At 70.7% G+C, this 23,191-nt stretch carries 24 protein-coding genes; 4 read left to right on the forward strand and 20 right to left on the reverse strand.

Going from position 1 to position 23,191, the window contains the following annotated elements; all coding sequences use genetic code 11:
- Window positions 1–76: 76 nt before the first annotated feature.
- Both ACWDAK_RS10920 and ACWDAK_RS10925 read right to left on the reverse strand, forming a co-directional pair.
- Entirely contained in the window at window positions 77–871 is a 795-nt protein-coding gene (locus ACWDAK_RS10920; RefSeq protein ID WP_344639478.1) for an alpha/beta fold hydrolase, read from the reverse strand.
- Window positions 872–1,121: 250 nt separating this feature from the next.
- The gene (locus ACWDAK_RS10925; protein ID WP_425557802.1) at window positions 1,122–1,454 is read right to left on the reverse strand and encodes an ATP/GTP-binding protein; all 333 of its coding nucleotides are present in this window, start codon (window positions 1,452–1,454) and stop codon (window positions 1,122–1,124) included.
- Between the two features lie 373 nt (window positions 1,455–1,827).
- Between ACWDAK_RS10925 and ACWDAK_RS10930 the strand changes: the two genes are divergently transcribed.
- A complete protein-coding gene (locus ACWDAK_RS10930; protein ID WP_427393806.1) occupies window positions 1,828–2,988 on the forward strand; it encodes an LLM class flavin-dependent oxidoreductase in 1,161 nt (386 codons plus the stop codon).
- A gap of 139 nt (window positions 2,989–3,127) precedes the next feature.
- Here ACWDAK_RS10930 and ACWDAK_RS10935 read toward each other — a convergent pair whose 3' ends face one another.
- Window positions 3,128–3,520, reverse strand: coding sequence for an SCO5389 family protein (locus ACWDAK_RS10935; RefSeq protein WP_344639477.1), 393 nt, complete (start codon window positions 3,518–3,520; stop codon window positions 3,128–3,130).
- Window positions 3,521–4,108: 588 nt separating this feature from the next.
- Here ACWDAK_RS10935 and nucS point away from each other — a divergent pair.
- A complete protein-coding gene (gene nucS, locus ACWDAK_RS10940; RefSeq protein WP_344639476.1) occupies window positions 4,109–4,768 on the forward strand; it encodes an endonuclease NucS in 660 nt (219 codons plus the stop codon).
- A gap of 195 nt (window positions 4,769–4,963) precedes the next feature.
- Here the strand turns inward: nucS and ACWDAK_RS10945 are convergent, their stop codons facing one another.
- From ACWDAK_RS10945 to ACWDAK_RS10955, 3 genes are all read right to left on the reverse strand, one after another.
- The gene (locus ACWDAK_RS10945; protein ID WP_427393792.1) at window positions 4,964–7,264 is read right to left on the reverse strand and encodes an ATP-binding protein; all 2,301 of its coding nucleotides are present in this window, start codon (window positions 7,262–7,264) and stop codon (window positions 4,964–4,966) included.
- Between the two features lie 145 nt (window positions 7,265–7,409).
- Window positions 7,410–7,781, reverse strand: a complete 372-nt coding sequence (locus ACWDAK_RS10950; RefSeq protein WP_344639474.1) for an STAS domain-containing protein — start codon at window positions 7,779–7,781, stop codon at window positions 7,410–7,412.
- A 320-nt stretch (window positions 7,782–8,101) separates the two neighbouring features.
- Complete coding sequence (locus ACWDAK_RS10955; RefSeq protein WP_344639473.1) at window positions 8,102–8,968, reverse strand: 3-hydroxyacyl-CoA dehydrogenase family protein; 867 nt, start codon at window positions 8,966–8,968, stop codon at window positions 8,102–8,104.
- A gap of 231 nt (window positions 8,969–9,199) precedes the next feature.
- Between ACWDAK_RS10955 and ACWDAK_RS10960 the strand changes: the two genes are divergently transcribed.
- The gene (locus tag ACWDAK_RS10960; RefSeq protein WP_344639472.1) at window positions 9,200–9,505 is read left to right on the forward strand and encodes a hypothetical protein; all 306 of its coding nucleotides are present in this window, start codon (window positions 9,200–9,202) and stop codon (window positions 9,503–9,505) included.
- 25 nt (window positions 9,506–9,530) lie between these two features.
- Here ACWDAK_RS10960 and ACWDAK_RS10965 read toward each other — a convergent pair whose 3' ends face one another.
- Both ACWDAK_RS10965 and ACWDAK_RS10970 read right to left on the reverse strand, forming a co-directional pair.
- Window positions 9,531–10,184, reverse strand: a complete 654-nt coding sequence (locus ACWDAK_RS10965; RefSeq protein WP_344639471.1) for a response regulator transcription factor — start codon at window positions 10,182–10,184, stop codon at window positions 9,531–9,533.
- Window positions 10,181–11,380 (reverse strand): sensor histidine kinase, encoded by a 1,200-nt coding sequence (locus ACWDAK_RS10970; protein ID WP_344639470.1) that lies wholly within the window; start codon window positions 11,378–11,380, stop codon window positions 10,181–10,183. The genes ACWDAK_RS10965 and ACWDAK_RS10970 overlap by 4 nt, the downstream gene beginning before the upstream one ends.
- Before the next feature lie 133 nt (window positions 11,381–11,513).
- On the opposite strand from ACWDAK_RS10970, the gene ACWDAK_RS10975 reads away from it, so the two are divergent.
- Complete coding sequence (locus ACWDAK_RS10975) at window positions 11,514–12,044, forward strand: hypothetical protein (protein WP_344639469.1); 531 nt, start codon at window positions 11,514–11,516, stop codon at window positions 12,042–12,044.
- Here ACWDAK_RS10975 and ACWDAK_RS10980 read toward each other — a convergent pair.
- The 12 genes from ACWDAK_RS10980 to ACWDAK_RS11035 all read right to left on the reverse strand — a co-directional run bounded on the left by ACWDAK_RS10980 (window position 12,041) and on the right by ACWDAK_RS11035 (window position 23,068).
- On the reverse strand, window positions 12,041–12,613 hold the full coding sequence (locus ACWDAK_RS10980) for a cob(I)yrinic acid a,c-diamide adenosyltransferase (protein WP_344639468.1): 573 nt from the start codon (window positions 12,611–12,613) through the stop codon (window positions 12,041–12,043). The genes ACWDAK_RS10975 and ACWDAK_RS10980 overlap by 4 nt on opposite strands.
- A 253-nt stretch (window positions 12,614–12,866) precedes the next feature.
- A complete protein-coding gene (locus tag ACWDAK_RS10985) occupies window positions 12,867–13,373 on the reverse strand; it encodes a DUF2550 domain-containing protein (RefSeq protein WP_344639467.1) in 507 nt (168 codons plus the stop codon).
- A 130-nt stretch (window positions 13,374–13,503) separates the two neighbouring features.
- Window positions 13,504–13,884, reverse strand: coding sequence for a F0F1 ATP synthase subunit epsilon (locus ACWDAK_RS10990; protein ID WP_344639466.1), 381 nt, complete (start codon window positions 13,882–13,884; stop codon window positions 13,504–13,506).
- Between the two features lie 203 nt (window positions 13,885–14,087).
- Entirely contained in the window at window positions 14,088–15,542 is a 1,455-nt protein-coding gene (gene atpD / locus ACWDAK_RS10995; protein ID WP_344639465.1) for a F0F1 ATP synthase subunit beta, read from the reverse strand.
- Window positions 15,543–15,544: 2 nt separating this feature from the next.
- A complete protein-coding gene (locus ACWDAK_RS11000) occupies window positions 15,545–16,459 on the reverse strand; it encodes a F0F1 ATP synthase subunit gamma (RefSeq protein WP_344639464.1) in 915 nt (304 codons plus the stop codon).
- Window positions 16,460–16,492: 33 nt separating this feature from the next.
- A complete protein-coding gene (atpA, locus tag ACWDAK_RS11005) occupies window positions 16,493–18,067 on the reverse strand; it encodes a F0F1 ATP synthase subunit alpha (RefSeq protein ID WP_344639463.1) in 1,575 nt (524 codons plus the stop codon).
- A 150-nt stretch (window positions 18,068–18,217) separates the two neighbouring features.
- A complete protein-coding gene (locus ACWDAK_RS11010; protein WP_344639462.1) occupies window positions 18,218–19,033 on the reverse strand; it encodes a F0F1 ATP synthase subunit delta in 816 nt (271 codons plus the stop codon).
- A complete protein-coding gene (locus ACWDAK_RS11015) occupies window positions 19,030–19,587 on the reverse strand; it encodes a F0F1 ATP synthase subunit B (RefSeq protein ID WP_344639461.1) in 558 nt (185 codons plus the stop codon). The genes ACWDAK_RS11010 and ACWDAK_RS11015 overlap by 4 nt, the downstream gene beginning before the upstream one ends.
- Window positions 19,588–19,621: 34 nt before the next feature.
- A complete protein-coding gene (atpE, locus tag ACWDAK_RS11020; RefSeq protein WP_344639460.1) occupies window positions 19,622–19,867 on the reverse strand; it encodes an ATP synthase F0 subunit C in 246 nt (81 codons plus the stop codon).
- Between the two features lie 84 nt (window positions 19,868–19,951).
- Window positions 19,952–20,779 carry a F0F1 ATP synthase subunit A gene (gene atpB / locus ACWDAK_RS11025; protein ID WP_344639459.1) on the reverse strand — a complete coding sequence of 276 codons (828 nt, stop codon included), beginning with the start codon at window positions 20,777–20,779 and terminating at the stop codon, window positions 19,952–19,954.
- Window positions 20,780–21,040: 261 nt separating this feature from the next.
- A complete protein-coding gene (locus tag ACWDAK_RS11030) occupies window positions 21,041–21,478 on the reverse strand; it encodes a hypothetical protein (RefSeq protein WP_344639458.1) in 438 nt (145 codons plus the stop codon).
- Between the two features lie 288 nt (window positions 21,479–21,766).
- Window positions 21,767–23,068: an MraY family glycosyltransferase gene (locus ACWDAK_RS11035; protein WP_344639457.1), complete on the reverse strand. Its 1,302-nt coding sequence runs from the start codon at window positions 23,066–23,068 to the stop codon at window positions 21,767–21,769.
- Between the last annotated feature and the right edge of the window lie 123 nt (window positions 23,069–23,191).

Here is a 23,191-nt window from a genome sequence, read left to right on the forward strand (position 1 = left end):
AGGATCCGGCTCCGCGCCGGGCGCCGCACAGCACCCCCAGGGGCCACTGCCACGGCTCCCGGACGCCCGGCGGACGTCAGTGGCCCACGCGCCGGAGCAGCCCCCGTACCGCCGCGTTGAAGGTCTCCGGCGCCTCCAGCGAGCTGAGGTGCCCGACGCTCGGGATGACCGTGAGCTGGGCGTCCGGGAGCGTGTCGGCCATCAGCCGCGCCTCGGACAGCGGCGCGAGGGCGTCGAACTCGCCGACGATGACGGCCGCCGGAACGGTGACCGAGGCGAGGATGTCGAGCGAGTCCTCCCTCGCGGCCATCGCGCGCTGCGCCCAGGCCACCGCCCGCGGCGCCGACTCGGCGACCATCTGCCTTACCCGGGCGACCAGTTCGGGATCGGCTCCGGGCCCGAGCAGCCCCTCCTCGATCTTCTCCTCGGCGAGCAGCCGCACGCTGTCGCGGGCCAGTACGGCCTGCGCGATCCGCTCCCGGTTGGCCCGGGCCTGCTCGGTGTCGACGGTGGCCTTGGTGTCGGCGAGCAGCAGCCCGGACAGGCGGTCGCCGTGGCGGCGGGCGAAGGCCATCGCCACGTACCCGCCCATGGACAGGCCCCCGATCACAGCCCGGTCGGTCCCCACGGCGTCCAGCAGCCGGGCGACGTCGTCGGCGATCAGGTCGATCGACGGCTCCTGATCGCCCAACTCCGCCCCGCCGAAGCCCCGCTGGTCCATCGTCAGCACCCTGGCCCGGTCCCCGCTCGGGCCGGGGAGCAGTTCCAGTTGGGCCTCCCACATCCGGGCCGAGAGCGGGAAGGCGTGCAGCAGGACGAGCGGGGTGCCGGTGCCGTTCTCGCGGAACGCCGGTGTGCTGGGGAACGTCATACCGCCACCGTAGAGCGGCGCGCCGAGTAGCCGCGACCAACGCACCCTTGTGACTTCCTCCCCTGGTGCCGAGGGGCCCCTCGGCCTCGCGGCCGGGCCGCTGCGGGTGAAGCCCGGGGTGACCGCGAAAGGAACCCGGTGCTCCACCTGTTCGCGGCCGAGGTCGCCGCGATGCCGCAGGACCGGACCGTGGCGCCGGGTGGCCCGTCCAAGAGCCGCGACACACTGAAGCCTTCGGGGCCGCACCGCCTCAGTACCGCGGAGCCCCCCGCCCCCGCTGGAGGTTGGCGGTCCGCCGTTCACGGGCGTTCCAGCAGGCCCGGTGCCAGTGCCTCCGGTCGTCCACCCCGGCACCGTGGCCCGGCCAGGCGACGACATGGCCGACGCCCGGCGGGATCTCCTGGTCGCACCCCGGGCAGCGGTAGTACCGCCCCGCCGTCCCGGCGACCACCTGCACCACCCACTCCTCACCCTGGAAGGTCTCCGTCCGCCGCAGCGAACCCCCGAGCGGCGCGGACGGCGGCAGTTCCTCGGCGGCACTCCTGCTCCGGCTGCTGGGGATCCGGTTACGGCGAGGCGACACGTCAACTACCTCTCGGCGGCGCGGGGTCTTCGGGGCTTTCTGCGGTCTTCCAGGGTACGGCGCGGCCGCAGCCTCCGAATACCGTCGGTTACGCCACTATCACGGCGGGGACGGGCACTTCGGCGTTTCCCTCGAGATCCACCCGTTCCCTGGCGAAATTCGGAGACCGGCGTGCCATTGGCACATGACATCGGTTACTCACAGGGGGACAACGCGGGGCTCGCACACCCTGCGGCCCCCGAGGAGGCACCCGATGACCATGACCAGCCCGCTCCCCGGCACGCACCCGCCGGCTGACCCCCACCCGGCGGCCGGCTCGTCCCGCAGTCCGCTCCCCGAGCCCTCCGACGGGCACCCGGCGGCCGTCGACGCGATCCGGGTCGGCACCTTCCAGCTCTCGGCCCAGTTCCCCGGACAGAGCCACGCCGAGGCGCTGGAACGCACCGTGCACAGCGCGGTCGCCGCCGAACGCGCGGGCCTGGACAGCGTCTGGCTGGCGGAGCACCACTTCGTGCCGTACGGCGTCTGCCCCGACGCGGCGACGCTCGCGGCGATGCTGCTCGGCCGTACCCGCCGGATCGGCGTCGGGACGGCGGTCAGCGTGCTCTCCACCACGCACCCGGTGGCACTGGGCGAGCGGGCCGCACTGCTGCACCTGGTCTCGGACGGCCGGTTCACCCTTGGGGTCGGCCGCGGCGGCCCCTGGATCGACCTGGACGTCTTCGGCACCGGGCTGGCCGCCTACGAGGAGGGCTTCCCCGAGCGGCTCGACCTGTTGCTGCGCTGGCTGCGCGGCGCCCGGGTGGGCGCGGACGGACCGCAGTTCCGCTTCCCCGAGGTGGCCGTGGTGCCCAGGGCCGCCGAGCCCGCACCGGGCACGGCCGCCCGGGTGCCCGACCTCGCCGACTGGCTCGGCGTGGACCCGGGGACGGGCACGCTGCTGCGCTTCCCCCGCCAGCGCCGGGACGGCATGACCGGCGGCTCCCAGCCCGGTGACCAGCCGCAGGGCGGCCCACCGGTGATCGCCGCCTGCACCTCCCCCACCGGCGTGCGGACGGCCGCCGAACGGGGCCTGCCGATTCTGCTCGGCATGCACTCCGGCGACGAGGACAAGCAGCAGATGCTGGCCGCCTACCGGACCGCCTGGCGGGCCTGCGGCCGCGGCGAGGAGCAGCTGGCCCGGGTCGAGCGGGAGCATGTCGCGGTCGGCGTGGTGCAGATCGAGGACCGCATCGCGACCGCCCGCGACGGCCTGCTGAGGTCGATGCCCGGCTGGTTCGAGTACGGGCTCGGCGCGCACCGCACGGTGGACGGCCGCGAACGGCGGATGCGCGATCCGCACGCGTACACCGAACTCCTCTGCGACCTGCACGCGGTGGGCACGCCCGGGCACTGCGCGGACCGGCTGCTGGCCACTGCCGAACGCACCGGTATCCGGCGCTTCGCCCTGCTCGCCGAGGGCTCGGGCGACCGTGCGGCGACCCTGAACAACATCGCCCGCCTCGGCGCCGAGGTACTGCCGCAGCTGAGTTGAGCCCGGCACCCGGCAGCTCCCTTGCGGGAGAGCCGGGTTGCCCGGCACTGCAGCACCGGGGGCGCGGCAGCCGCGCGGTCGGCCCCGCACCTGCGCACGGGGTCTGCCGTACGGCTCCCCGCGCCCCCGGAGGCTCCGTTCAGCAGTCCCGCAGCTCCGGCGACTGGTTGAGCAGCTGGGCCCGGATCGAGGTGAAGCGCCGGTGGCGCTCCTCGTTCGCCTCGGACGAGGTGAAGACCGCGACCCGGTGGCAGTTCTGGAACGCCAGCCGGACACCGAAGTGGCGCTCCAGCGAGCCCCGGATCGCGTCACTGGCCATCGCCCGCAGCAGCTGGCCCCGCTCCCGCTCGCTGGGCGGCGGTACCTGGTTGTCGGCGAAGTCGGTGCCGTCGACCTGGACCTGGGCGACCAGGGAGCTGATCAGCTCCCAGGCGTACGGCAGGGAGACGCGGACGCAGTCCACGAACTCCCGCTCGTCGACCTCTCCTCTCTCGGCCTTCTCCAGCAGGGCCGGTGAGACGTCGAGCGACATGGGTTCTCCTCTCGCGGTCCACCGCGACGCGGCCGCCGCGGTGGTCGTGCGGTTGGTGCGGATGGTGCCGTGCCGTGCTCGGCTGATGCCCGATGGCGCAGGATCGCGCACGGTGCCTTGTGCCCTGCCCGGTCCTCGGACGGGCTTACGCATGAACGCTGCTGTGACGCTTGGGGCTTTGACGCTGGGGTGACGCTTGAGTGACGTGCGAACCGGCACACGGCCGGGCCCGCGACGGTGTGCGCCGCGCCCCGACGGGCCGGACGGCCCCCGGGACGGCGGACGGTCCGGCGGCCACCGGGTCGAGCGACGACCGCTCACCACAGAGTGACAGGCGATTGTCAGCGCGGCTGGCGAATCCGGCGCATTGCACCGGATTAACCGCCCGGAAGACCAGATTGGCCGGATTCCGTCGGACCGTTCATCTCACGTCTCCGTCCCCGTCGAGTGGCCCCTGGCAGCGGAGGGCGTGTGCGGTGTGCGCCGGCGCGCGGGTGCCGGACTCCATGGTTCGCCGTGTCCGGGGTTTCTTCACCCTGCCGTCGCGGAATCGCTTCAACTGGCCCCGGTGGGCTAGCGTGGTGGACCGTGCGTCTCGTAATTGCCCGTTGCTCAGTCGACTATGCCGGTCGGCTCTCCGCCCATCTCCCGTCCGCCACCCGGCTGATCCTGGTCAAGGCCGACGGCAGCGTCAGCGTCCACGCCGACGACCGCGCCTACAAGCCGCTCAACTGGATGTCGCCGCCCTGCAGCCTCAAGGAGGCCGACGGTACCTGGACGGTCACCAACAAGGCCGGCGAGAAGCTGATCATCAGCCTGGAGGAGGTGCTGCACGACTCCTCGCACGAGCTCGGGGTCGACCCCGGTCTGGTCAAGGACGGCGTCGAGGCCCACCTCCAGGAGCTGTTGGCCGACCGGATGGAGGTGCTCGGCGCCGGCTGGTCGCTGATCCGCCGCGAGTACCCGACCGCCATCGGCCCGGTCGACATCCTCTGCCGCGACGCCGACGGCACCACGGTCGCCATCGAGATCAAGCGGCGCGGAGAGATCGACGGTGTCGAGCAGCTGACCCGCTACCTGGAGCTGCTCAACCGCGACCCGCTGCTCGCCCCGGTGAAGGGGATCTTCGCCGCCCAGGAGATCAAGCCCCAGGCCCGCGTCCTGGCCACCGACCGCGGCATCGGCTGCGTCGTCCTGGACTACGACGAGCTGCGCGGCATCGACGACGACAAGCTCAAGCTCTTCTGAGACCGGCCGGCGACAGGGAGCGGCGTCGCGCGCCCTGTCGCCGGTCGCTCTCGGCCCGCGCCCTCCGAGGCGGCGCCGAGGAGAGCAGGGCAGGGCGCGCGCCCGGTGAGCCCGGGCCCGCCCGGCCCCTGGAGGTGTCCAAAAGGCCCTGCACCCGGGGCGGGCCCATCACGCGCCGCCCCGGGTGCGGTTGGCTCAGGGGGTCCCGGAGGCCGAGCCGCTGGTCTTCGGCGTCGACGGAGCCGAACTCGGCGGATCGGTCTGCGACTTCGTGGGAGAGGGATCAGTCGTCGGCGGCGCGGACGTGCTCTTGGACGGCCCCGGGTCCGGCGAGTGGTCCGGCGAGGGGCCCGTCGACGGGCCGCCGGTCGGCGACGGCGTGCCACCGCCGCCCGGCCGGTGGGTGGGCGAGGGTCCCCAGGTCTCCCCCGAGGACGGGTCCGTGGCCGACGTGCCTGGCCCGTCCCCGCCCGTGGGCCGGTGGCTGCCGCCGTGGCCCGTAGCGCCGCCCTTCGTCCCGGCCGCCCCGGTCCCACCCGGCCCGGGAACCGCCGTACCGCCCGCCGGGGCCCGGCCTCCGGCCGGAGCCGACGGGTGGGGACCGGCCGTGGTGCTCCCGGCCGTGGGCAGGTTGTCGGTGAGCGGGGTCTCCTCCAGCGAGCCGCCCGGCTGCACCGTCCTGGTCCGGTCCGAGTGGGAGCCGGCCAGGCTGAGCCCGACCGCCGTACCGAGGACGGAGAGCGCCAGCACCGCCGTACCGACGGCCAGGACGGCCCGCCGGGTGCGCTCGGGCACCCGGGCGTTCCGGAACCGCCGCGGGACCGCGATCACCCGGATCCCGGGGCGCCGGCCATCGGCCTCGGGCGCGCTCTCGACCACCGGCAGCTGTACGGTCTGCGCCCGCATCAGGTCGAGCATCCGCCGGGCCGCCGCGCTCCCGCGCGCCTCGCCGGAGGCCGCCCGCAGCGTCACGGCCGTCTCCAGCTCGGCCCGCGCCCGCTCCGGCGCCCCCTCGCAGAACGCCAGCACACCCAGCTCCTGGCGGAAGTGGGCCTGGTCCACGGTCGAGCCGAGCGACTGCGCGGCCTCCAGACCGAGCTCCAGGACCCGCTCCCACGCTCCCCAGCGCAGCGCCAGGGCGAGGGCCGGGGCCGCCGCCCTGGCGAGCTGCAGCACCTCCTGCCACCGGCCCGCGGCCCGGTCGGCGAGCAGTGCGCCGATCACCACCTCGGCCTCGGCGGCGATCTGTCCGAGGTCCACCGAGCCGTGCCCGACCCACCAGGAGAAGTGCCGGGCCGCACCGTGCGCGACCGTCCCGGGCGCCCAGTGCGGCGCCAGCAGGTCGAGTACGCCGGAGGAGAGCCGGTGGTGCCCGCCGATCGGGACCGAGAGACCGCAGTCGGCCAGCTCCCGCAGGACGCTCTCGCCCAGGTCCTCGTCGATCAGCGCGGGCAGGTGCGGCGCCGTCGGCAGCTCGCCGCCGAACGCCACCGCCAGCCGCAGCACCGCCTGCGCGGACTCGCTCAGCCCCTCCGCCAGCCGTACCGCGGGCGAGGCGCTCTCCGCGACCGAGGGCAGCCGGACGGTACGGCGCAGCTCGCTCTCCAGTTCGGCCGGGTCCTCCGGTTCGGGTAGCTCGTTCACCAGCCCGAAGACGCTGTGCCGCTCCTGCCGGGCCGCGACCAGCCCGTCGACCTCCGCGTCGCGCCGGCGCAGCAGCGCGGCCGCCTGGACGAAGCGCAGCGGCAGGCCCTCCGACTCGAACCAGAGGTCGACCACCCAGGACCGCTCGTGCTCCTCCAGCGGCCGCCCCGCGAGCCGGGCCACCAGCCCCAGGCAGGCGGGCCGCGAGAGCCCGGCCACCGGGCGGTCCTCCAGCCGGGAACCGGGCACCGGTGGCGGGCTGTCCGGGGCGACGGTGATCAGGAAGGCGCAGTCGGGCGCGGTGGCGAGCAGCTCCTCCAGCTCCTCGCCGGACGGCTCCACGTCGTCGATCACGACGATCGCGCCGACCGGTGCCAGCAGCGCGGGCAGCTGGTGGCGGTCCGGTCGGTAGCCGGGGTTGTGGTGGGTGGCGGCGAAGAGGTCCTGGAGCAGGTCCTGAGCCGTCCTGCGGTAGCCGCTCAGCCGGACCACACCGTCCGGCGCGATGTCGGCGGCCGCGTCGCCGACGGCCGCCAGCAGGGCGCTCCGGCCGGAACCCGGCTGGCCGACCAGGCGCACCGACCGTCCCTCGGAGAGCAGCCGCAGCAGCTCCGCGACCTCGGTCTCCCGGTCCAGCAGCGGCGCCTCGGCCGAAGCGCGGCCGAACCTCTGCGCGCCGGCCGGTGCCCCCGCGCCACCCCGGCGGCGCGGGGAGGGACGCCAGTCCTCCGGGCACGGCCGGGCCTCCGAGCCGTCCGGCCCGCCGATGGTCAGCAGCAGACTGCCGGAGACCACCTCACCGGTCCTGGGCCGCAGTCCGTCCTGCCGGAGGTCTCCGGATGGCTGTACCACGTGTTCCGCTCCGCCCCTGCTCTGCCGTCAACTCCTGAGCAGACTTTTCCACACTCGTCCGCCCGATCGCAGCCCAGGGCGAGCCTTCCTGGGCGCGCCCAGGAAGGTTGGCACCGCCTGGCCCGGCACCGTCCGCGAAACGCCCTCAGAGGTAGGGCGCGACCAGCGGGTTCGGCTGGGTGACGCCGAGCGCGGGGAGGCTGGTTCCGTACGCGTCGGCGACGGTGCCCTCGACGGCCAGGATGCGGTGCAGGCGGGTGGCCACCAGCAGCCGCTGCAGCTGCGCCGGTACGGCCCGCAGGACCAGCCTGCGCCCCAGCCGCCCGGCCCGCCGGTGCGTGCCCATGATCACGCCCAGACCGGTGGCGTCCCAGGACTCCAGGCCGGACAGGTCGAGCACCAGGTCGCCCTGTCCGCCGTCCACCGCCTGGTGCAGCCGGACCCGGGCATCGGCGGCGCTGCGGACGTCGAGGCGGCCCTCAATGGCCAGACCGCCGTGGTCGCCGGTGATGCGCACGCTCTCATCCTCCGCTCTGCCGGTGAGGGCTGCCGGGGCTCCGTCCCGGACCGACGCCTCGGTCGCGCCGTGCTCCGGGGGCCACGCCTGCACTCCCCCTCATCTGACGGTGAAGCCGCTGTGCAGGTTGCTGGTCACTGTCAGATCTGAAGCAACTTCACTCGTCCGAGGGAATATACGCAGTCGGACCCCACGCCCACGCTCGATTACCGCCCAAATCACCCGTCTGCGGCAGAGGCGTGAGCAAACTCACCCAGTGCCCCTGCCGCAGGACGGCCGATCAGCCTGTTCTCCGGCCTGTTTCCCGCTTGCTTCCCGTCCTACTTCTCGTACCCGTAGAAACCGCGGCCACTCTTCCGGCCGAGATCCCCGGCGGTCACCATGCGGGCCATCACCTCGGGAGCGGCGAACTTCTCGTCCTTGGTCTCGGCGTAGATGTTCTGCGCGGCGTGCAGCAGGATGTCGACACCGGTCAGGTCGGCCGTCTGCAGCGGGCCCATCGGGTGACCGAAGCCGAGGCGGCAGGCGGTGTCGATGTCCTCGGCGGTCGCCACGCCCGACTCGTACAGCTTGGCGGCCTCGACGACCAGGGCGGTGATCAGGCGGGTGGTGACGAAGCCGGCCACGTCGCGGTTGACCACCACGACCTCCTTGCCGACGCCCTCGGCGTAGGCGCGGGCGGTGGCCAGCGTCTGGTCGCTGGTCTTGTAGCCGCGAACCAGCTCGACCAGCTTCATCAGCGGCACCGGCGAGAAGAAGTGCACGCCGACCACGCTCTCCGGACGCGAGGTCGCGGCGGCGATCCGGGTGATCGGGATGGCCGAGGTGTTGGAGGCCAGCACCGCGCCGTCCTTGGCCAGCTTGTCGAGCTCGCGGAAGACGCCCTCCTTGACCTCCAGCTGCTCGAACACCGCCTCGATCACGATGTCGGCCTCGGTGACCGCACCCAGGTCGGTGGTGGTGGTGATCCGGCCGAGCGCCGCCTCCGCCTCCTCGGCCGTCATCCGGCCCTTGGCGACGAACTTGTCGTACGAGGCGCGGATGCCGTCCAGACCACGCTGCAGCGCGGCGTCCGTCACATCCCGCAGCACCACCGGGTGACCGGCCTGCGCCGAGACCTGGGCGATGCCTGCGCCCATCAGTCCGGCGCCGATCACGGCGATCTGCTGGGTGGATGCGTTGCTCATTGGCTGTCTCCCGAGTGCCGGTCTGATGGCGGCTCAGGGCAGGGGTCGCCTCCCCGCGGGCCGCACCGCTCATGTGCTGCCCAGCATCGCTCGGCAGTCTCTTCGCGAAACGCGCGTCCCTCGATGGTGCCGCCCGCTTCACTCACTCACGCGCCGGACTCTAATGCCCCGGGACGCTCCGTGGTGAACTTGTGCGGTGTGATCTGCGCCCGACCGCTGGGAGGTTGAACCGTGCGCACCCTGACGTTGATGCTGATCTCCTTCGCGGTGCTCGGTGTTCTGGTCCTGCTGCTGCGCTGGACCTACGGCTCGGGCAAGTCCCTGGTGGCCCGCCCGCCGCGCAGCGGCAAGCCCGAGGAGTACGGCCTGCTGGTACCCGTGGCCTCCCCGGGCGACCAGGCCGAGGCCCGTCAACTGGCCGCGCTGCTAAGGTCCGCCGGGATCAGGTACACCCTGGCGCGCACCAGCGAAGGGCTGCGCCTGATGGTCTGGCCCGCCGACGTCCCCGCCGCCCGCAAGGCGCTCCACCTCGACTAGACCGGCGGATCCCGTCGCCGCTCGGCTACTCCATGACGAGCCCCAAGTCCTGGGCCAGGATGGCCGCCTGGACCCGGCTGCGCAGTTCCAGCTTGGCCAGGATCCGGCTGACATGGGTCTTGGTGGTCGCCTCCGCCATCGCCAACCGCACGGCGATCTCACCGTTGGAGAGCCCGGCACCGAGACAGCACAGCACCTCGCGCTCGCGCGGCGTCAGCCCCTCGACGGCGGCCTTCGCCCGGGGCTGATCGGGTCGGTCGGGGCGGGCGAAGGTACCGATCAGGCGGCGGGTGACGGAGGGTGCGAGCATGCCGTCCCCCCGCGCGACCGTACGGATGCCCTCGACCAGGGTGTCCGCCTCCAGGTCCTTGAGCAGGAACCCGGCGGCGCCCGCCCGCAGCGCACCGTAGACGTACTCGTCCAGGTCGAAGGTGGTGAGCACCAACACCTGCGCCGCGCCGGCCGCGACCACCTGCCGGGTCGCCGAGACCCCGTCCAGCCTGGGCATCTGCACGTCCATCAGCACCACGTCCGGCCGCAGTTCCAGCGCCAGCCGGACCGCCTGCTCGCCGTCACGGGCCTCGCCGACCACCTCGAGGCCGGGGTCGGCCCGCAGGATCATCACCAGCGCGGCCCGCACCGCAGCCTGGTCCTCGGCCACCAGCACCCGGATCGTCACGACCCCTCCTCACCCTTGGGTTCCCTGGGCAGTACCGCCCGCACCTGCCATCGCCCGCCGTCGGGACCGCTCACCGGTCCGGCCTCCAGACTGCCGCCGAGCAGCCCGGCGCGTTCGCCCATCCCGACCAGGCCGGCCTTGGCCCCCGGCGCGGCGGGCCGCCCGCCGTCCCGATACGGGCTGTCGGCGACGATCTCCAGCTGCTCGGGCCGGTAGGCCACGCTGAGCCGGACGGTGCCGGGGGCGGCGTGCTTGAGCGCGTTGGTGAGCGACTCCTGGACGATCCGGTAGGCCGCCAGCTCGACGGGGGCGGGCAGTTCGCCGCGCTCGCCGTCCTCGCTCAGTTCGAAGACCAGCCCGCCGTCCCCGCCCGTCGCCCGCGCGTGCGTCAGCAGGGAGTCCAGCGCATCCAGCCTGGGCGCCTCGTACGAGCCCTGGTCCTCCTCCCGGAGCAGGCCGATCATCCGGCGCATCTCGGCCAGGCCCTGGACACTGTTCTCCCGGATCACCGCCATCGCCGCGAGCAACGGGTCGTCCGACGGACGCTGCTGGCGACGCGCCAACGACTGGGCGCCGGTGGCGTGGATCGCGATCGCGGACAGGTGGTTGGCCACCACGTCGTGCAACTCGCGTGCCATCCGCGAGCGTTCCGCGACGACCGCCTCGCGCCGGTCCAACTCGGCGAGCAGCGCGGTCTGTTCGGCCCGCAGGCGCTCGGTGTCGGCGCGGTCCCGGTGCTCGCGCAGGATGTCGGCGGTCCACACCGGGGCGATGAAGACCAGCCCGGCGAATCCCGCCACCAGCAGCGCCTGCCCCACCGAGCCGTACCAGAGCACCAGGCTGGACAGCACCACCGTCACCCCGGCACCGCTCAGGTGCAGCACGGTGGCCATCCGGCGGCTGCCGTAGAGCGTGGCCGCGTAGAGCAGATCGGTGTACATGACCACCGTGGCCATGTTCGACCCGGCGAGGACGTTCGCGGTGAAGAGCAGTGCGCCGAGGCCCACCGTCCACCACGGGCGGGTGCGCCGCAGCAGTTCGAGACCGGACATCGCCGCCAGCGGCACCAGGTTCACCCCGGGCGGGACGCCGGTGTGGTCGTACGCGTCGAACGCCGTCAGCACCACGCCGGCCAGCAGCCCGGCGGCGGCGATGAGCGAGTCCTCCTGACGCGGCTCCAGCGTGATCTTTCGCACCCCACCATCACACCATCCGCCGCCGCACCCGCCGAGGGCCGGACGGCGGAGAGGACGTACATCGAAGGATGCAGCCGCGGATCGGCAGGCGCGACGATGCGCGCCCACCGCCCGTTCCCGGACGATCGAGGGCATGGTTTCCCTGATCGTCGCCGGCGAGATCGGTTTCTGGATGGTCCTCGCGGCCGCGCTGGCCGCACGCTACCTGCTCAGGTGGCGGCGGGTGAGCGCGGCCCTGCTGGTGGCCCTGCCGCTGATCGACCTGCTGCTGCTCGCCGCCACCGTGCAGGACCTGCGGCACGGCACGGTGGCCGACTGGACGCACGGCCTGGCCGCGTCGTACGTAGGCTTCTCCGTCGGCTACGGGCACTACCTGGTGACCCGGGCGGACGGCCACTTCGCCCACCGCTTCGCGGGCGGTCCGCCCCCGGCGAAACCGCCGCGGTACGGAAGCGCCCGCGCCGTCCACGAGTGGAGGATCTTCGCCCGCACCCTGCTCTCCGCCGTCGTCACGGTCGCCCTGATCGCCGGGATGACCGCCCTGGTCGGCGATGCCGCCAGGACCGCCGCCCTCACCCGGTGGTACCGCACCATGGCATGGGTCACCGGCATCAACCTGGTCATCGCCGCCAGCTACACGGTCTTCCCCAAGCGCCCCCGCTAGCGGTTCTCCCCCGGCACCCACAGCACGTCCCCGCGCTCCTTGTTCGCCGCCCGCGCCAGGATGAACAGCAGGTCCGACAGCCGGTTCAGGTACTTCGCCGTGAGCGGGTTCACCGACTCACCGTGCACCTCGATCGCCGCCCAGGTAGCCCGCTCGGCCCGCCGGACCACCGTGCACGCCAGGTGCAGGTAGGCCGCACCCGGTGTCCCCCCGGGCAGGATGAAGCTGCGCAGCTTCTCCAACTGCTCCAGATAGTGGTCGCAGTCGGCCTCCAGCCGGTCGATGTAGCTCTGCTGCACGCGCAGCGGCGGGTACTTGGGGTTCTCGATGACCGGCGTGGCGAGGTCCGCCCCCACGTCGAAGAGGTCGTTCTGCACCCGGGTCAGCACGGCGACCACGTCCTCGGGCAGCGCGCCGGCCGCGATGGCGACACCGAGCGCCGCATTGGCCTCGTTCGCGTCGGCGTACGCGATCAGCCGCGGGTCCGTCTTGGTGGTGCGGCTCATGTCCCCGAGCGCGGTGGTCCCGTCGTCGCCGGTACGGGTGTAGATACGCGTGAGATTGACCATGTCCGCAGCCTAGTCACGCCTCGCACGGCCCACCCGTGATTGCGGTACCGATCACAGAATCCTTGGCCGACCCCTCGGGCAGGACCACGGCTCCAGGGCCACAGCAGTCATCGAAACCCGGACGAACCGCCCGAGCTGGCGATCAAAAGTCACGCGACGTTGACCCGCCCCCGACCCGAGGGTCCGCCGCTACGCGACGTTGACCCGCCCCCACCCTCCGGGCGGGTGGTGCCCCCGACCCGAGGGTCCGCCGCTACGCGACGTTGACCCTCTGCCCGGGCGGGGCGGCTTCCAGCCAGGCGAGGAAGCCGGTGAGGGCGTCCTCGCTCATGGCGAGTTCGAGGGGGGCGCCGCTGTGGAGGCAGCGGAGCACCACCGAGCCGGAGAGCAGGGCGAGTTCCTCCTGGCCCTCGGGGTAGCGGCGGCCGAGCACCTCGATCTCGGTACGGGGGAGGATCTTGCGCGGACGGGGCGCGTAGGAGAAGACCCGGAACCACTCGATGCAGTCGCCGCTGTACCGCCCGATACCAAAAACCCACCCCTTGCCGTCTGCCCCGGACTTCGGGGTGGAGGCTGGGATGGGCTTGCCGGTCTCGTCGAGGTCTGGCTGCGTGGAGGCGTCTGCCGGCATTTTGAGGCGGTAGCTGCAGTCGAACGTCCCGCCCACGCGCTGGATCACGCGGCGGCGCACCGCGAAGGCCACCAGCCCCAGGATCCCAAGGCCCACGACCGCCGCACACACCACAAGGGCGAGGACCATGCTCACCGACCTCCTCGCTGACCTGCGTTCCCCGTATCGGTCGTATCAAGCGACCGCACTGACCTACCAACTGATACGACAGTCCCGGGGTCACGCTCTCGCGTCCCCGGGACCGTCGGTCAAACTACGCTCAGGCGGCCTTCAGGCCGCGAGCCGCGAAGAGGCGGACCTCGGCGCGGCGCTCGGCGTGCTCGTCCAGCTCGAGCTTCGCCTGCTCGAGCGCCCGCTCGGCACGGGCGACGTCGATCTCGTCCGCCAGCTCGGCGATCTCCGCGAGCAGCGACAGCTTGTTGTTGGCGAACGAGATGAAACCGCCGTGCACCGCGGCGATGACGGTGCCGCCATCGGTGGTGCGGATGGTGACCGGGCCGGTCTCCAGCACGCTCAGCACCGGGGTGTGTCCCGGCATGATGCCGGTGTCACCGGAGGCCGTACGGGCGACAACGATGGTGGCCGCACCGGACCACACCTTGCGGTCGGCTGCGACCAGCTCGACGTGCAGCTCAGCCAACGTGGGCTCCTAGGCTCTCGCCGAGAAGTCGGAGCAGGCCCCGATTACTCGGCAGTTTCGGTAAGAATAACGGGCCCGCGCCCCCGGGATGAAACCAAGGACACGGAGATGACCGGGATCACAGCCGCTTGCGCCGTGAGGGGTGGCCCCCAGGAGACGGGGACCACCCCTCACGGTCACTCAGCCATCATCCGGCCGGGCGATTACTTCTTCGCCAGCTCGGCAGCGTTGCGCTCGAGGTCCTCGATGCCACCGCACATGAAGAAGGCCTGCTCCGGAACGGAGTCGTACTTGCCGTCCGCGATCGCGTTGAAGGCCTCGATGGTCTCCGACAGCGGGACGGTCGAACCCTCGACACCGGTGAACTGCTTCGCCACGTAGGTGTTCTGCGAGAGGAAGCGCTCGATGCGGCGGGCACGCTGCACCGTGATCTTGTCTTCCTCGGACAGCTCGTCGATACCGAGGATCGCGATGATGTCCTGGAGGTCCTTGTACTTCTGCAGGATCCCCTTGACGCGGACGGCCGTGTCGTAGTGGTTCTGCGCGATGTACCGCGGGTCCAGGATGCGGGACGTCGAGTCCAGCGGGTCGACGGCCGGGTAGATGCCCTTCTCCGAGATCGGGCGCGACAGAACGGTGGTCGCGTCCAGGTGGGCGAAGGTGGTGGCCGGGGCCGGGTCGGTCAGGTCGTCCGCGGGGACGTAGATCGCCTGCATCGAGGTGATCGAGTGACCGCGGGTCGAGGTGATGCGCTCCTGCAGGAGGCCCATCTCGTCGGCCAGGTTCGGCTGGTAACCCACCGCGGAGGGCATACGGCCGAGCAGGGTCGACACCTCGGAACCGGCCTGGGTGAACCGGAAGATGTTGTCGATGAAGAGCAGCACGTCCTGCTTCTGCACATCGCGGAAGTACTCCGCCATGGTCAGCGCGGACAGCGCCACGCGCAGACGGGTGCCCGGCGGCTCGTCCATCTGGCCGAAGACCAGGGCGGTCTTGTCCAGAACGCCGGAGCCGACCATCTCGTCGATCAGGTCGTTGCCCTCACGGGTACGCTCACCGACACCGGCGAAGACCGACACACCACCGAAGTTCTCGGCGACGCGGTAGATCATCTCCTGGATCAGAACGGTCTTGCCGACACCGGCACCACCGAACAGACCGATCTTGCCACCCTGGACGTACGGGGTCAGCAGGTCGATGACCTTGATACCGGTCTCGAACATCTCCGTCTTGGACTCGAGCTCGGAGAAGTTCGGGGCCTTGCGGTGGATCGGCCAGCGGGTGGTGACCTGGGCGTTGAACTCGTCCGCGTCGACGTTCAGCACGTCGCCGAGGGCGTTGAACACCTTGCCCTTGGTGACGTCACCGACCGGGACGGAGATCGCCGCACCGGTGTCGACGACCTGGGCGCCACGGACCAGACCGTCGGTCGGCTGCATCGAGATGCCGCGGACCACGCCGTCGCCGAGGTGCTGGGCGACCTCGAGGGTCAGCTTCTTCTTGCCCGTGCCGTCGGGGTTGTCCACCTCGACGTGCAGGGCGTTGAACATCTCCGGAATCGCGTCGACGGGGAACTCCACGTCGACGACCGGGCCGATGACCCGGGCGACGCGGCCCGTGGCCAGTCCGGCGCCCGTCGGCTCAACAGTGGTGGTCATACTCATTCGCTCCCGCGGCTCGCGTCAGCGAGCGCGTTGGCGCCACCGACGATCTCGCTGATTTCCTGGGTGATCTCGGCCTGGCGGGCCGAGTTGGCAAGCCGCGTCAGCGACTTGATGAGCTCGCCGGCATTGTCGGTCGCGCTCTTCATCGCGCGCCGGCGAGCGGCGTGCTCCGAAGCGGCCGACTGCAGCAGAGCGTTGTAGATCCGGCTCTCGACGTAGCGCGGCAGCAGGGCGTCCAGGACGCCCTCGGCCGACGGCTCGAAGTCGTACAGCGGGAAGATCTGGTGCTTGGCCTCCGACTCGTCGCTGAGCTGGACCTCGTCCAGCTTCAGCGGCAGCAGCCGGGCGTCCACCGCGTTCTGCGTCAGCATGGACACGAACTTGGTGGAGACCAGGTGCAGCTCGTCCACGCCGCCGGTCTCGGCCGTGAAGGCCTCGATCAGCTCGCTCGCCACGGTCTTGGCGTCCGCGTACGTCGGCTTGTCGGAGAAGCCCGTCCACGAGTTCGCGACCTCGAGGTTGCGGAACGCGTAGTACGAGACACCCTTGCGGCCGACGATGTACGTCACCACGTCCTTGCCCTCGGCCTTCAGCCGCTCGGTCAGAGCGGCCGCCTGCTTGATGGCGTTGGTCGAGTAACCGCCCGCCAGACCACGGTCGGCCGTGACCAGCAGGACCGCGGCGCGCGAGGCGCCCGGCTTCTCGGTGGTGAGCGGGTGCTTGGCGTTGGACCGGGTGGCCACCGCCGTCACCGCCCGGGTGAGCTCATCGGCGTACGGAGTGGAGGCGGCCACCGCGCGCTGCGCCTTGACGATGCGCGCTGCGGAGATCATCTCCATCGCCTTGGTGATCTTCTTCGTCGCGGTGACAGAGCGGATCCGGCGCTTGTAGACCCGAAGCTGTGCTCCCATGGGTCGCTTAAGTCCTTTCCCTCGCTACCGGACTCAGGCCTGCTCGGAGAGCAGCTTGCCGTCAGCCGTGGTGAAGCCCAGCTTGAAGGCGTTGATCGCCTCGGTCAGGGCGTCGATGGTGCCGTCCTCGAGCTTCTGGGTCTCGACGATCGCGGCCAGCAGGTCCTTCTTCTCGATGCGCAGGTGGTCCAGGAACTCGCGCTCGAAACGACGGATGTCGGCGACCGGGACGTCGTCCAGCTTGCCGGTGGTGCCGGCCCAGATGGAGACGACCTGCTCCTCGACCGGGAACGGCTGGTACTGGCCCTGCTTCAGCAGCTCGACCATGCGCGCACCGCGCTCCAGCTGGGCCTTGGAGGCCGCGTCCAGGTCGGAACCGAAGGCGGCGAACGCCTCGAGCTCGCGGTACTGGGCCAGGTCCAGGCGCAGACGGCCGGCGACCGACTTCATGGCCTTGATCTGGGCGGAGCCACCGACGCGGGAGACCGAGATGCCGACGTTCACGGCCGGACGGATGTCCGCGTTGAACAGGTCGGACTCCAGGAAGCACTGGCCGTCGGTGATGGAGATGACGTTGGTCGGGATGTACGCCGAGACGTCGTTGGCCTTGGTCTCGATGATCGGCAGACCGGTCATCGAGCCGGCGCCCAGCTCGTCGGAGAGCTTGGCGCAGCGCTCCAGGAGGCGGGAGTGCAGGTAGAAGACGTCACCCGGGTAGGCCTCACGGCCCGGCGGACGACGCAGCAGCAGGGAGACGGAGCGGTAGGCCTCGGCCTGCTTCGACAGGTCGTCGAAGATGATCAGGACGTGCTTGCCGTCGTACATCCAGTGCTGGCCGATGGCCGAACCGGTGTACGGGGCGAGGTACTTGAAGCCGGCCGGGTCGGAGGCGGGAGCAGCCACGATGGTGGTGTACTCCAGCGCGCCGGCCTCCTCCAGGGCGCCGCGGACGGACGCGATGGTGGAGCCCTTCTGGCCGATGGCGACGTAGATGCAGCGGACCTGCTTCTTCGGGTCGCCGGAGCGCCAGTTGTCCTTCTGGTTGATGATCGTGTCGATCGCCACCGCGGTCTTGCCGGTCTGGCGGTCGCCGATGATCAGCTGACGCTGGCCGCGGCCGATCGGGGTCATCGCGTCGATGGCCTTGATACCGGTCTGCATCGGCTCGTGGACCGACTTGCGGACCATGACGCCGGGGGCCTGCAGCTCCAGGGCGCGGCGGCCCTCGGAGGCGATCTCGCCCAGGCCGTCGATCGGGTTGCCCAGCGGGTCGACGACGCGGCCGAGGTAGCCCTCGCCGACCGGGACGGAGAGGACCTCGCCGGTGCGGCGGACCGTCTGGCCCTCCTCGATGCCGCCGAACTCGCCGAGGATGACGACACCGATCTCACGGCTGTCGAGGTTCAGCGCGAGACCGAGGGTGCCGTCCTCGAACTTCAGCAGCTCGTTGGCCATGACCGAGGGCAGACCCTCGACATGGGCGATACCGTCTGCCGCGTCAGTGACCGTGCCGACCTCTTCACGCGAGGCGGCGTCCGGCTGGTACGACTGGACAAAGTCGGCCAGCGCGTCCCGGATCTCCTCCGGACGGATCGTAAGCTCCGCCATCAGGCTTCCCTGCTCTCCTAGTTTGCGATCCTCGGCCCGCCATTGAGGGCCGCAAGTACTCGACTCTCGGCCGGGTCGTATGAACCGGCCGTACGATTTACCGGCTCTTGTTGAGCCGGCGCCCGACCGAGGGTCGGATGGTGCTGGTGCTCAGCCCTCGAGGGCCTGGCGAGCGCCTTCGAGGCGGCTCGACACGGTGCCGTCGATGATCTCGTCACCGATCTGCACCCGGACACCGCCGACGACCTCGGGGTCGATGTCGATGTTCAGGTGCACCTGGCGGCCGTACAGCCCGCCCAGCGCAGCGGCGAGCCGCTCCTTCTGGCGGTCCGACAGCGGGACGGCCGCGGTGACCAGGGCCACCACACGGTCGCGCCGGGCGGCGGCGAGCTTGGAGTAGGACTCCAGGCCCTGTTCCAGGCTACGGCCACGCGGGTTGGTGACCAGGGACGTGACCAGGCGGACGGTGCCCGGGTTGGCACGGCCGCCCAGCAGCTTCTTGATCAGTGCCGTCTTCTCGGCGACACCGGCCTTGGGCTCGGTGAGCGCGGACCGCAGCTCGTGCGAACCGGCGACCACGCGGCCGAAGCGGAACAGCTCGTCCTCGACGTCGTCCAGCGAGCCGGCCTTCTCCGCCGCGATGATCTCGGCGTAGGCGGCGAGTTCCTCGGCGGCGTCGACCAGGTCACGGGAACCGGACCAACGGGACCGGACCAGTCCGGAGACCAGGTCCACCGTCTCGCCGGAGACCTGGCCGGACAGCAGCGAGGAGACCAGCTGGGCCTTGTCCTGGCCCGACCGCGAAGGGTCGGTCAGCACGCGGCGCAGCGAGACCTCGCGGTCCAGCAGAGCGGTCACAGCGGCGAGCTCCTCGGCGAGCTTGGCCGAGTCCACCGAGGTGTTGTCGGTCAGGCTCTCCAGGTTCTCGCGACCGGCCGCCAGGGCCTCGCGGCTGGCGCCGATCACTTGGCCGCGCCCTGGGCAACGGCGGCCTTGGCCTCCAGCTCGTCCAGGAAGCGGTCGATCACGCCGCTCTGGCGGGCGTGGTCCTCCAGGGACTCGCCCACGATGCGGGTCGCCAGCTGGGTGGCGAGCGAACCGACGTCCTGGCGCAGGGCGGCAGTCGCCTGCTTCTTGTCAGCCTCGATCTGGGCGTGGCCGGCGGTGACGATCGCGTCGCGCTGGCGCTGGCCCTCCTCGCGCATCTCGGCGATCAGGACGGCGCCCTGCTCGCGAGCGTGCTCGGTGATGCGGGCGGCCTCGTGACGCGCCTCGGCGAGCTCAGCGCGGTACTGCTCAAGCAGGGCCTGAGCCTCGGCCTGGGCGGTCTGCGCACGCTCCATGCCGCCCTCGATGGCGTCCCGACGCTCCGACAGCACCTTCTCAATGCTGGGGAGGAGCTTCTTGCCGAGGATGCCGAAGACGATGAAGAAGCAGAGCAGGCCGATGATGATCTCGACCGTGTCCGGAAGAAGCGGGTTCATCTGCGCCTCTTCCGCGAGCTGAGTCGCGATGCTCATATCTGGACCTTCCCTCTGAAGGGTCTAAGCGGGCTTACTGCGGGCCCTTGCCGAAGACGAACGGCATGACGATGCCGATCAGGGCGAGCGCCTCGGTGAGGGCGAAGCCGATGAACATGTTGGAGCGGATCAGACCGGCAGCCTCGGGCTGGCGGGCCATGGCCTGCACACCGTTGCCGAAGATCAGACCAACGCCGATGCCGGGGCCGATCGCGGCGAGGCCGTAACCGATGGAGGCAACGGAACCGTAGACGCCAAAGGAGGCGGCGAGAGCGCTCATTTTCAGCTGTCCCTTTCAGGGGGGTGGAACCCGGTGGTGATTGGCCACCGGACGACTAGGGGTGGAGCGGGTGGTTCAGCGGGCTCAGTGCGCTTCCTCAAGCGCACCGGCGATGTAGCTGCTGGCCAGCATCACGAAGATGTAGGCCTGCAGGAACTGGACCAGGAGCTCGAAGGCGGTGAGGCCGACGGCGACCACGAAGGAGACGCTGCCGTACAGCGCACCGATGCTCGGGCTGAGCAGGTACCAGGAGGCGACGGAGAACATCACGATCAGCAGGTGGCCGGCGAACATGTTCGCGAAGGCTCGGACCGCGAGCGTGAAGGGGCGCACGAAGATGTTGGAGAAGAACTCGATCGGCACCAGGATGAACATGACCCAGCCGGGGATGCCCGACGGCCAGCAGAGGTTCTTCAGACCGCCGACGAAGCCGTGCTTCTTGAAGGTCAGGGTCATGTAGGTGATCCAGACGATGGCCGCCAGGCCCGCCGGGAACGCGATCGCCGCCGTCACAGGGAACTGTGCGAACGGGATGATCGACATGATGTTCATGAACCAGACGAAGAAGAACATCGAGACCAGCATCGGGACGTACTTCTCGCCCTTCTTGCCGATCGTCTCCAGCACGATGCTGCGCTTGACGAAGTCGTAGGCGATCTCACCGACGAGCTGCATCTTGCCGGGAACGAGCTTCGGCTTGGCGAAGGCGGTCCAGAAGAAGCCGACCACCAGCAGGGCGGCGACCATCGAGAGCAGCATCGGCTTGTTGAAGTCGACGCCGCCGATCGAGAAGATCGGCTTGAACTGAAACTCGTTCAGGCCAGGGGCGGGGAAGCCGCAACCGGAGAACAGGTGGCATCCGGCCTCAGAGGCGAGCTGTACGTCAGCACCCACCACAGACTCCTTCGTCATGACGCATGGTTACGGCAACCTCGGTGTGTCGGCGTGGCCTCGGGCCACGGAGCGGCACTGGAACTAGTTGGGTTTCTCGCCGGCCCGGCGCTGCGGTTGACGCTGCGGGGCCTTCGAAGACTTCACGAGTCCGGGGGGCGATCCGTCCGACTACCGGAGGGACCTGGCCGCATCCCGCACTCCGCTGCTGCGACGGACGATAGCAGTCCGTCAGTACCGCATAAACACCGCCCCCCTCGCTCGGGGGACAGTCTGGTCCTGTCACGGTTGACGCCCCGACGGCGCATCCTGCTTCTCGTCGGAGTCGGTCTGCACGTAGTAGATCTTGGCCTTCATCGCGGCGCGCACCTGGAAGCCCGTCCAGGTCAGGGCGCAGCCGAGCAGGCTGAGGCCGAAGGCCTTCGTGTCGAAGAGGGTGGTGTCCTTGAACACCGCCAGCACGATGCCCACCAGCAGGATCTGCGTCATGTAGACGAGCAGCCCACCGGCCTGCAGCATCTGCGGATTGTTCCTGGTCAGCCGATCCAGGGCGATCTGTCCCGAGGCGAAGAAGGCCAGTACCAGGACGGTTGCGAAGAGTGCACCGATCAGCCCCTTGGACCCCACCAGTGCGGTGGAGATCGCAAGGGCGACAACTCCGGCGACCGCAGTGGGGATTGCGGCGCCACGGAGAGGAATCCGGGCGTCGTGGGACGGCATGTCGGCAGCTCCGGCGGCATGTCGGCGAAATGGGGACGGGCACAGAGTACGCGGTGATGACACCGCACCGAGAACGTCCGCCGGAGTCCGGCCACTCGACAGCGGGACCGTCGAGGCAGACCGACCAGGGACAGGAGTCCTGCAGCTGTCAGATCTTTCGGCGTGTTCTCGGTACTCGTGAACGGTATCACAAACTATTTGATTAGAGCTTTACCATGAAGGTGTGGCCCCTGTCACACCGACGGCTCAACGATACCGTCCATCGAGTGAACGGAAGTTGACGGCCAATCAGCTGTTCCGGTCACCTCGACCACCGGCCGCGGTGGCCCCGGTGCCGATCCGGCCGAGCAGCTCCTTGTCCTCGGCGGACAGCTCCGCCATCGCCGGCAGCTCGGCCGCGGCCTCGGCCCCGCGGCCGACGGCCTTGCGGTACCGCGGCGGCACGAACGCCTGTACGGCGCGCGGGGCGTGCGGCCGGAAGCGCGGCATCAGCAGCACCACGATGCCGACCAGGCAGAGCCCGGCGATGCTCAGCACCAGCGCCCGGCCGGCGCCCGGCATCGAGGAGAAGGCCACGGTGCCGAAGGCGATCAGCGCGGCCCAGAAATACATGATCAGCACGGCCCGGCTGTGCGAGTGGCCGACCTCCAGCAGGCGGTGGTGCAGGTGCTGCTTGTCGGCCGCGAACGGCGACTTGCCGGCCCAGGTGCGGCGCACCACGGCGAGCAGCAGGTCGGCCAGCGGCAGCGCGATCACGGTCAGCGGCAGCAGCAGCGGAATGTAGATCGGCACCAGTTCGTGCACGGTGGTGGTCTGCGAACCGGTCTGGTCGGTGATCAGATCGGGGTCGACACGACCGGTGATCGAAATAGCCGCCACGGCGAGCATCAGTCCGAGCATCATCGAGCCCGAGTCGCCCATGAAGATCCGCGCCGGGTGCAGGTTGTGCGGCAGGAAGCCCAGGCACATCCCGATCAGCACCGCGCTGAAGAGCACGGCGGGGGCGGCGTCGTTGATGCCGTACCCGTACCAGAGCCGGTAGGAGTACAGGAAGAACGCGGTCGCGGCGATGCAGACCATGCCGGCCGCCAGGCCGTCCAGGCCGTCGATGAAGTTCACCGCGTTCACCATGACGACGACCAGGGTCACCGAAATGATCATCCCCATGGTCGGGGTGACCGATACCGTGCCGAAGCCGGGGACCGGAATCGAGATCACGGTCACGCCCTGCCAGACCATGACACCGCCGGCGATCATCTGACCGCCGAGCTTCACCAGGGCGTCCACGCCCCACTTGTCGTCCAGCACGCCCAGGATCCACATGATCCCGGCACCGGAGAGCAGCGCCCGCACGTCGGCGGTCTGGATGAACAGGTGGCCCAGGTTGGTCAGCTGCGAGGCCACCAGCAACCCGGCGCACAGACCGCCGAACATCGCGATCCCGCCGAGCCGGGGCGTCGGTTCCCGGTGTACGTCGCGTTCGCGGACCGCCGGCATCGCACCCGCGACGATGGCGAACTTCCGTACCGGACCGGTCAGCAGGTAGGTGACGGCCGCGGTGACGAACAGCACCAGCAGATACTCACGCACCACTGGCCTCCAGCGCGACGGTCCGACGGTCGAGTACCGAAGGTACTCCCGTGCTTGTCAGGGGTTCGAGGTGCGACGCCACGGTGCACACCTTATTGAGTCGGACGAGCAGGTGCGCACCGC

This window comes from Kitasatospora sp. NPDC001175 (assembly GCF_053598215.1).

Coding starts and splice junctions, on each gene's coding strand:
- ACWDAK_RS11000 (WP_344639464.1), bottom strand. CDS start 16,459: ATGGGAGCACAGCTTCGGGTCTACAAGCGCCGGATCCGCTCTGTCACC.
- atpD (WP_344639465.1), bottom strand. CDS start 15,542: ATGACCACCACTGTTGAGCCGACGGGCGCCGGACTGGCCACGGGCCGC.
- ACWDAK_RS10935 (WP_344639477.1), bottom strand. CDS start 3,520: ATGTCGCTCGACGTCTCACCGGCCCTGCTGGAGAAGGCCGAGAGAGGA.
- ACWDAK_RS10955 (WP_344639473.1), bottom strand. CDS start 8,968: ATGAGCAACGCATCCACCCAGCAGATCGCCGTGATCGGCGCCGGACTG.
- ACWDAK_RS10920 (WP_344639478.1), bottom strand. CDS start 871: ATGACGTTCCCCAGCACACCGGCGTTCCGCGAGAACGGCACCGGCACC.
- atpE (WP_344639460.1), bottom strand. CDS start 19,867: ATGAGCGCTCTCGCCGCCTCCTTTGGCGTCTACGGTTCCGTTGCCTCC.
- atpB (WP_344639459.1), bottom strand. CDS start 20,779: ATGACGAAGGAGTCTGTGGTGGGTGCTGACGTACAGCTCGCCTCTGAG.
- ACWDAK_RS11015 (WP_344639461.1), bottom strand. CDS start 19,587: ATGAGCATCGCGACTCAGCTCGCGGAAGAGGCGCAGATGAACCCGCTT.
- ACWDAK_RS11030 (WP_344639458.1), bottom strand. CDS start 21,478: ATGCCGTCCCACGACGCCCGGATTCCTCTCCGTGGCGCCGCAATCCCC.
- ACWDAK_RS10985 (WP_344639467.1), bottom strand. CDS start 13,373: ATGGTCCTCGCCCTTGTGGTGTGTGCGGCGGTCGTGGGCCTTGGGATC.
- atpA (WP_344639463.1), bottom strand. CDS start 18,067: ATGGCGGAGCTTACGATCCGTCCGGAGGAGATCCGGGACGCGCTGGCC.
- ACWDAK_RS10975 (WP_344639469.1), top strand. CDS start 11,514: ATGGTTTCCCTGATCGTCGCCGGCGAGATCGGTTTCTGGATGGTCCTC.
- ACWDAK_RS10980 (WP_344639468.1), bottom strand. CDS start 12,613: ATGGTCAATCTCACGCGTATCTACACCCGTACCGGCGACGACGGGACC.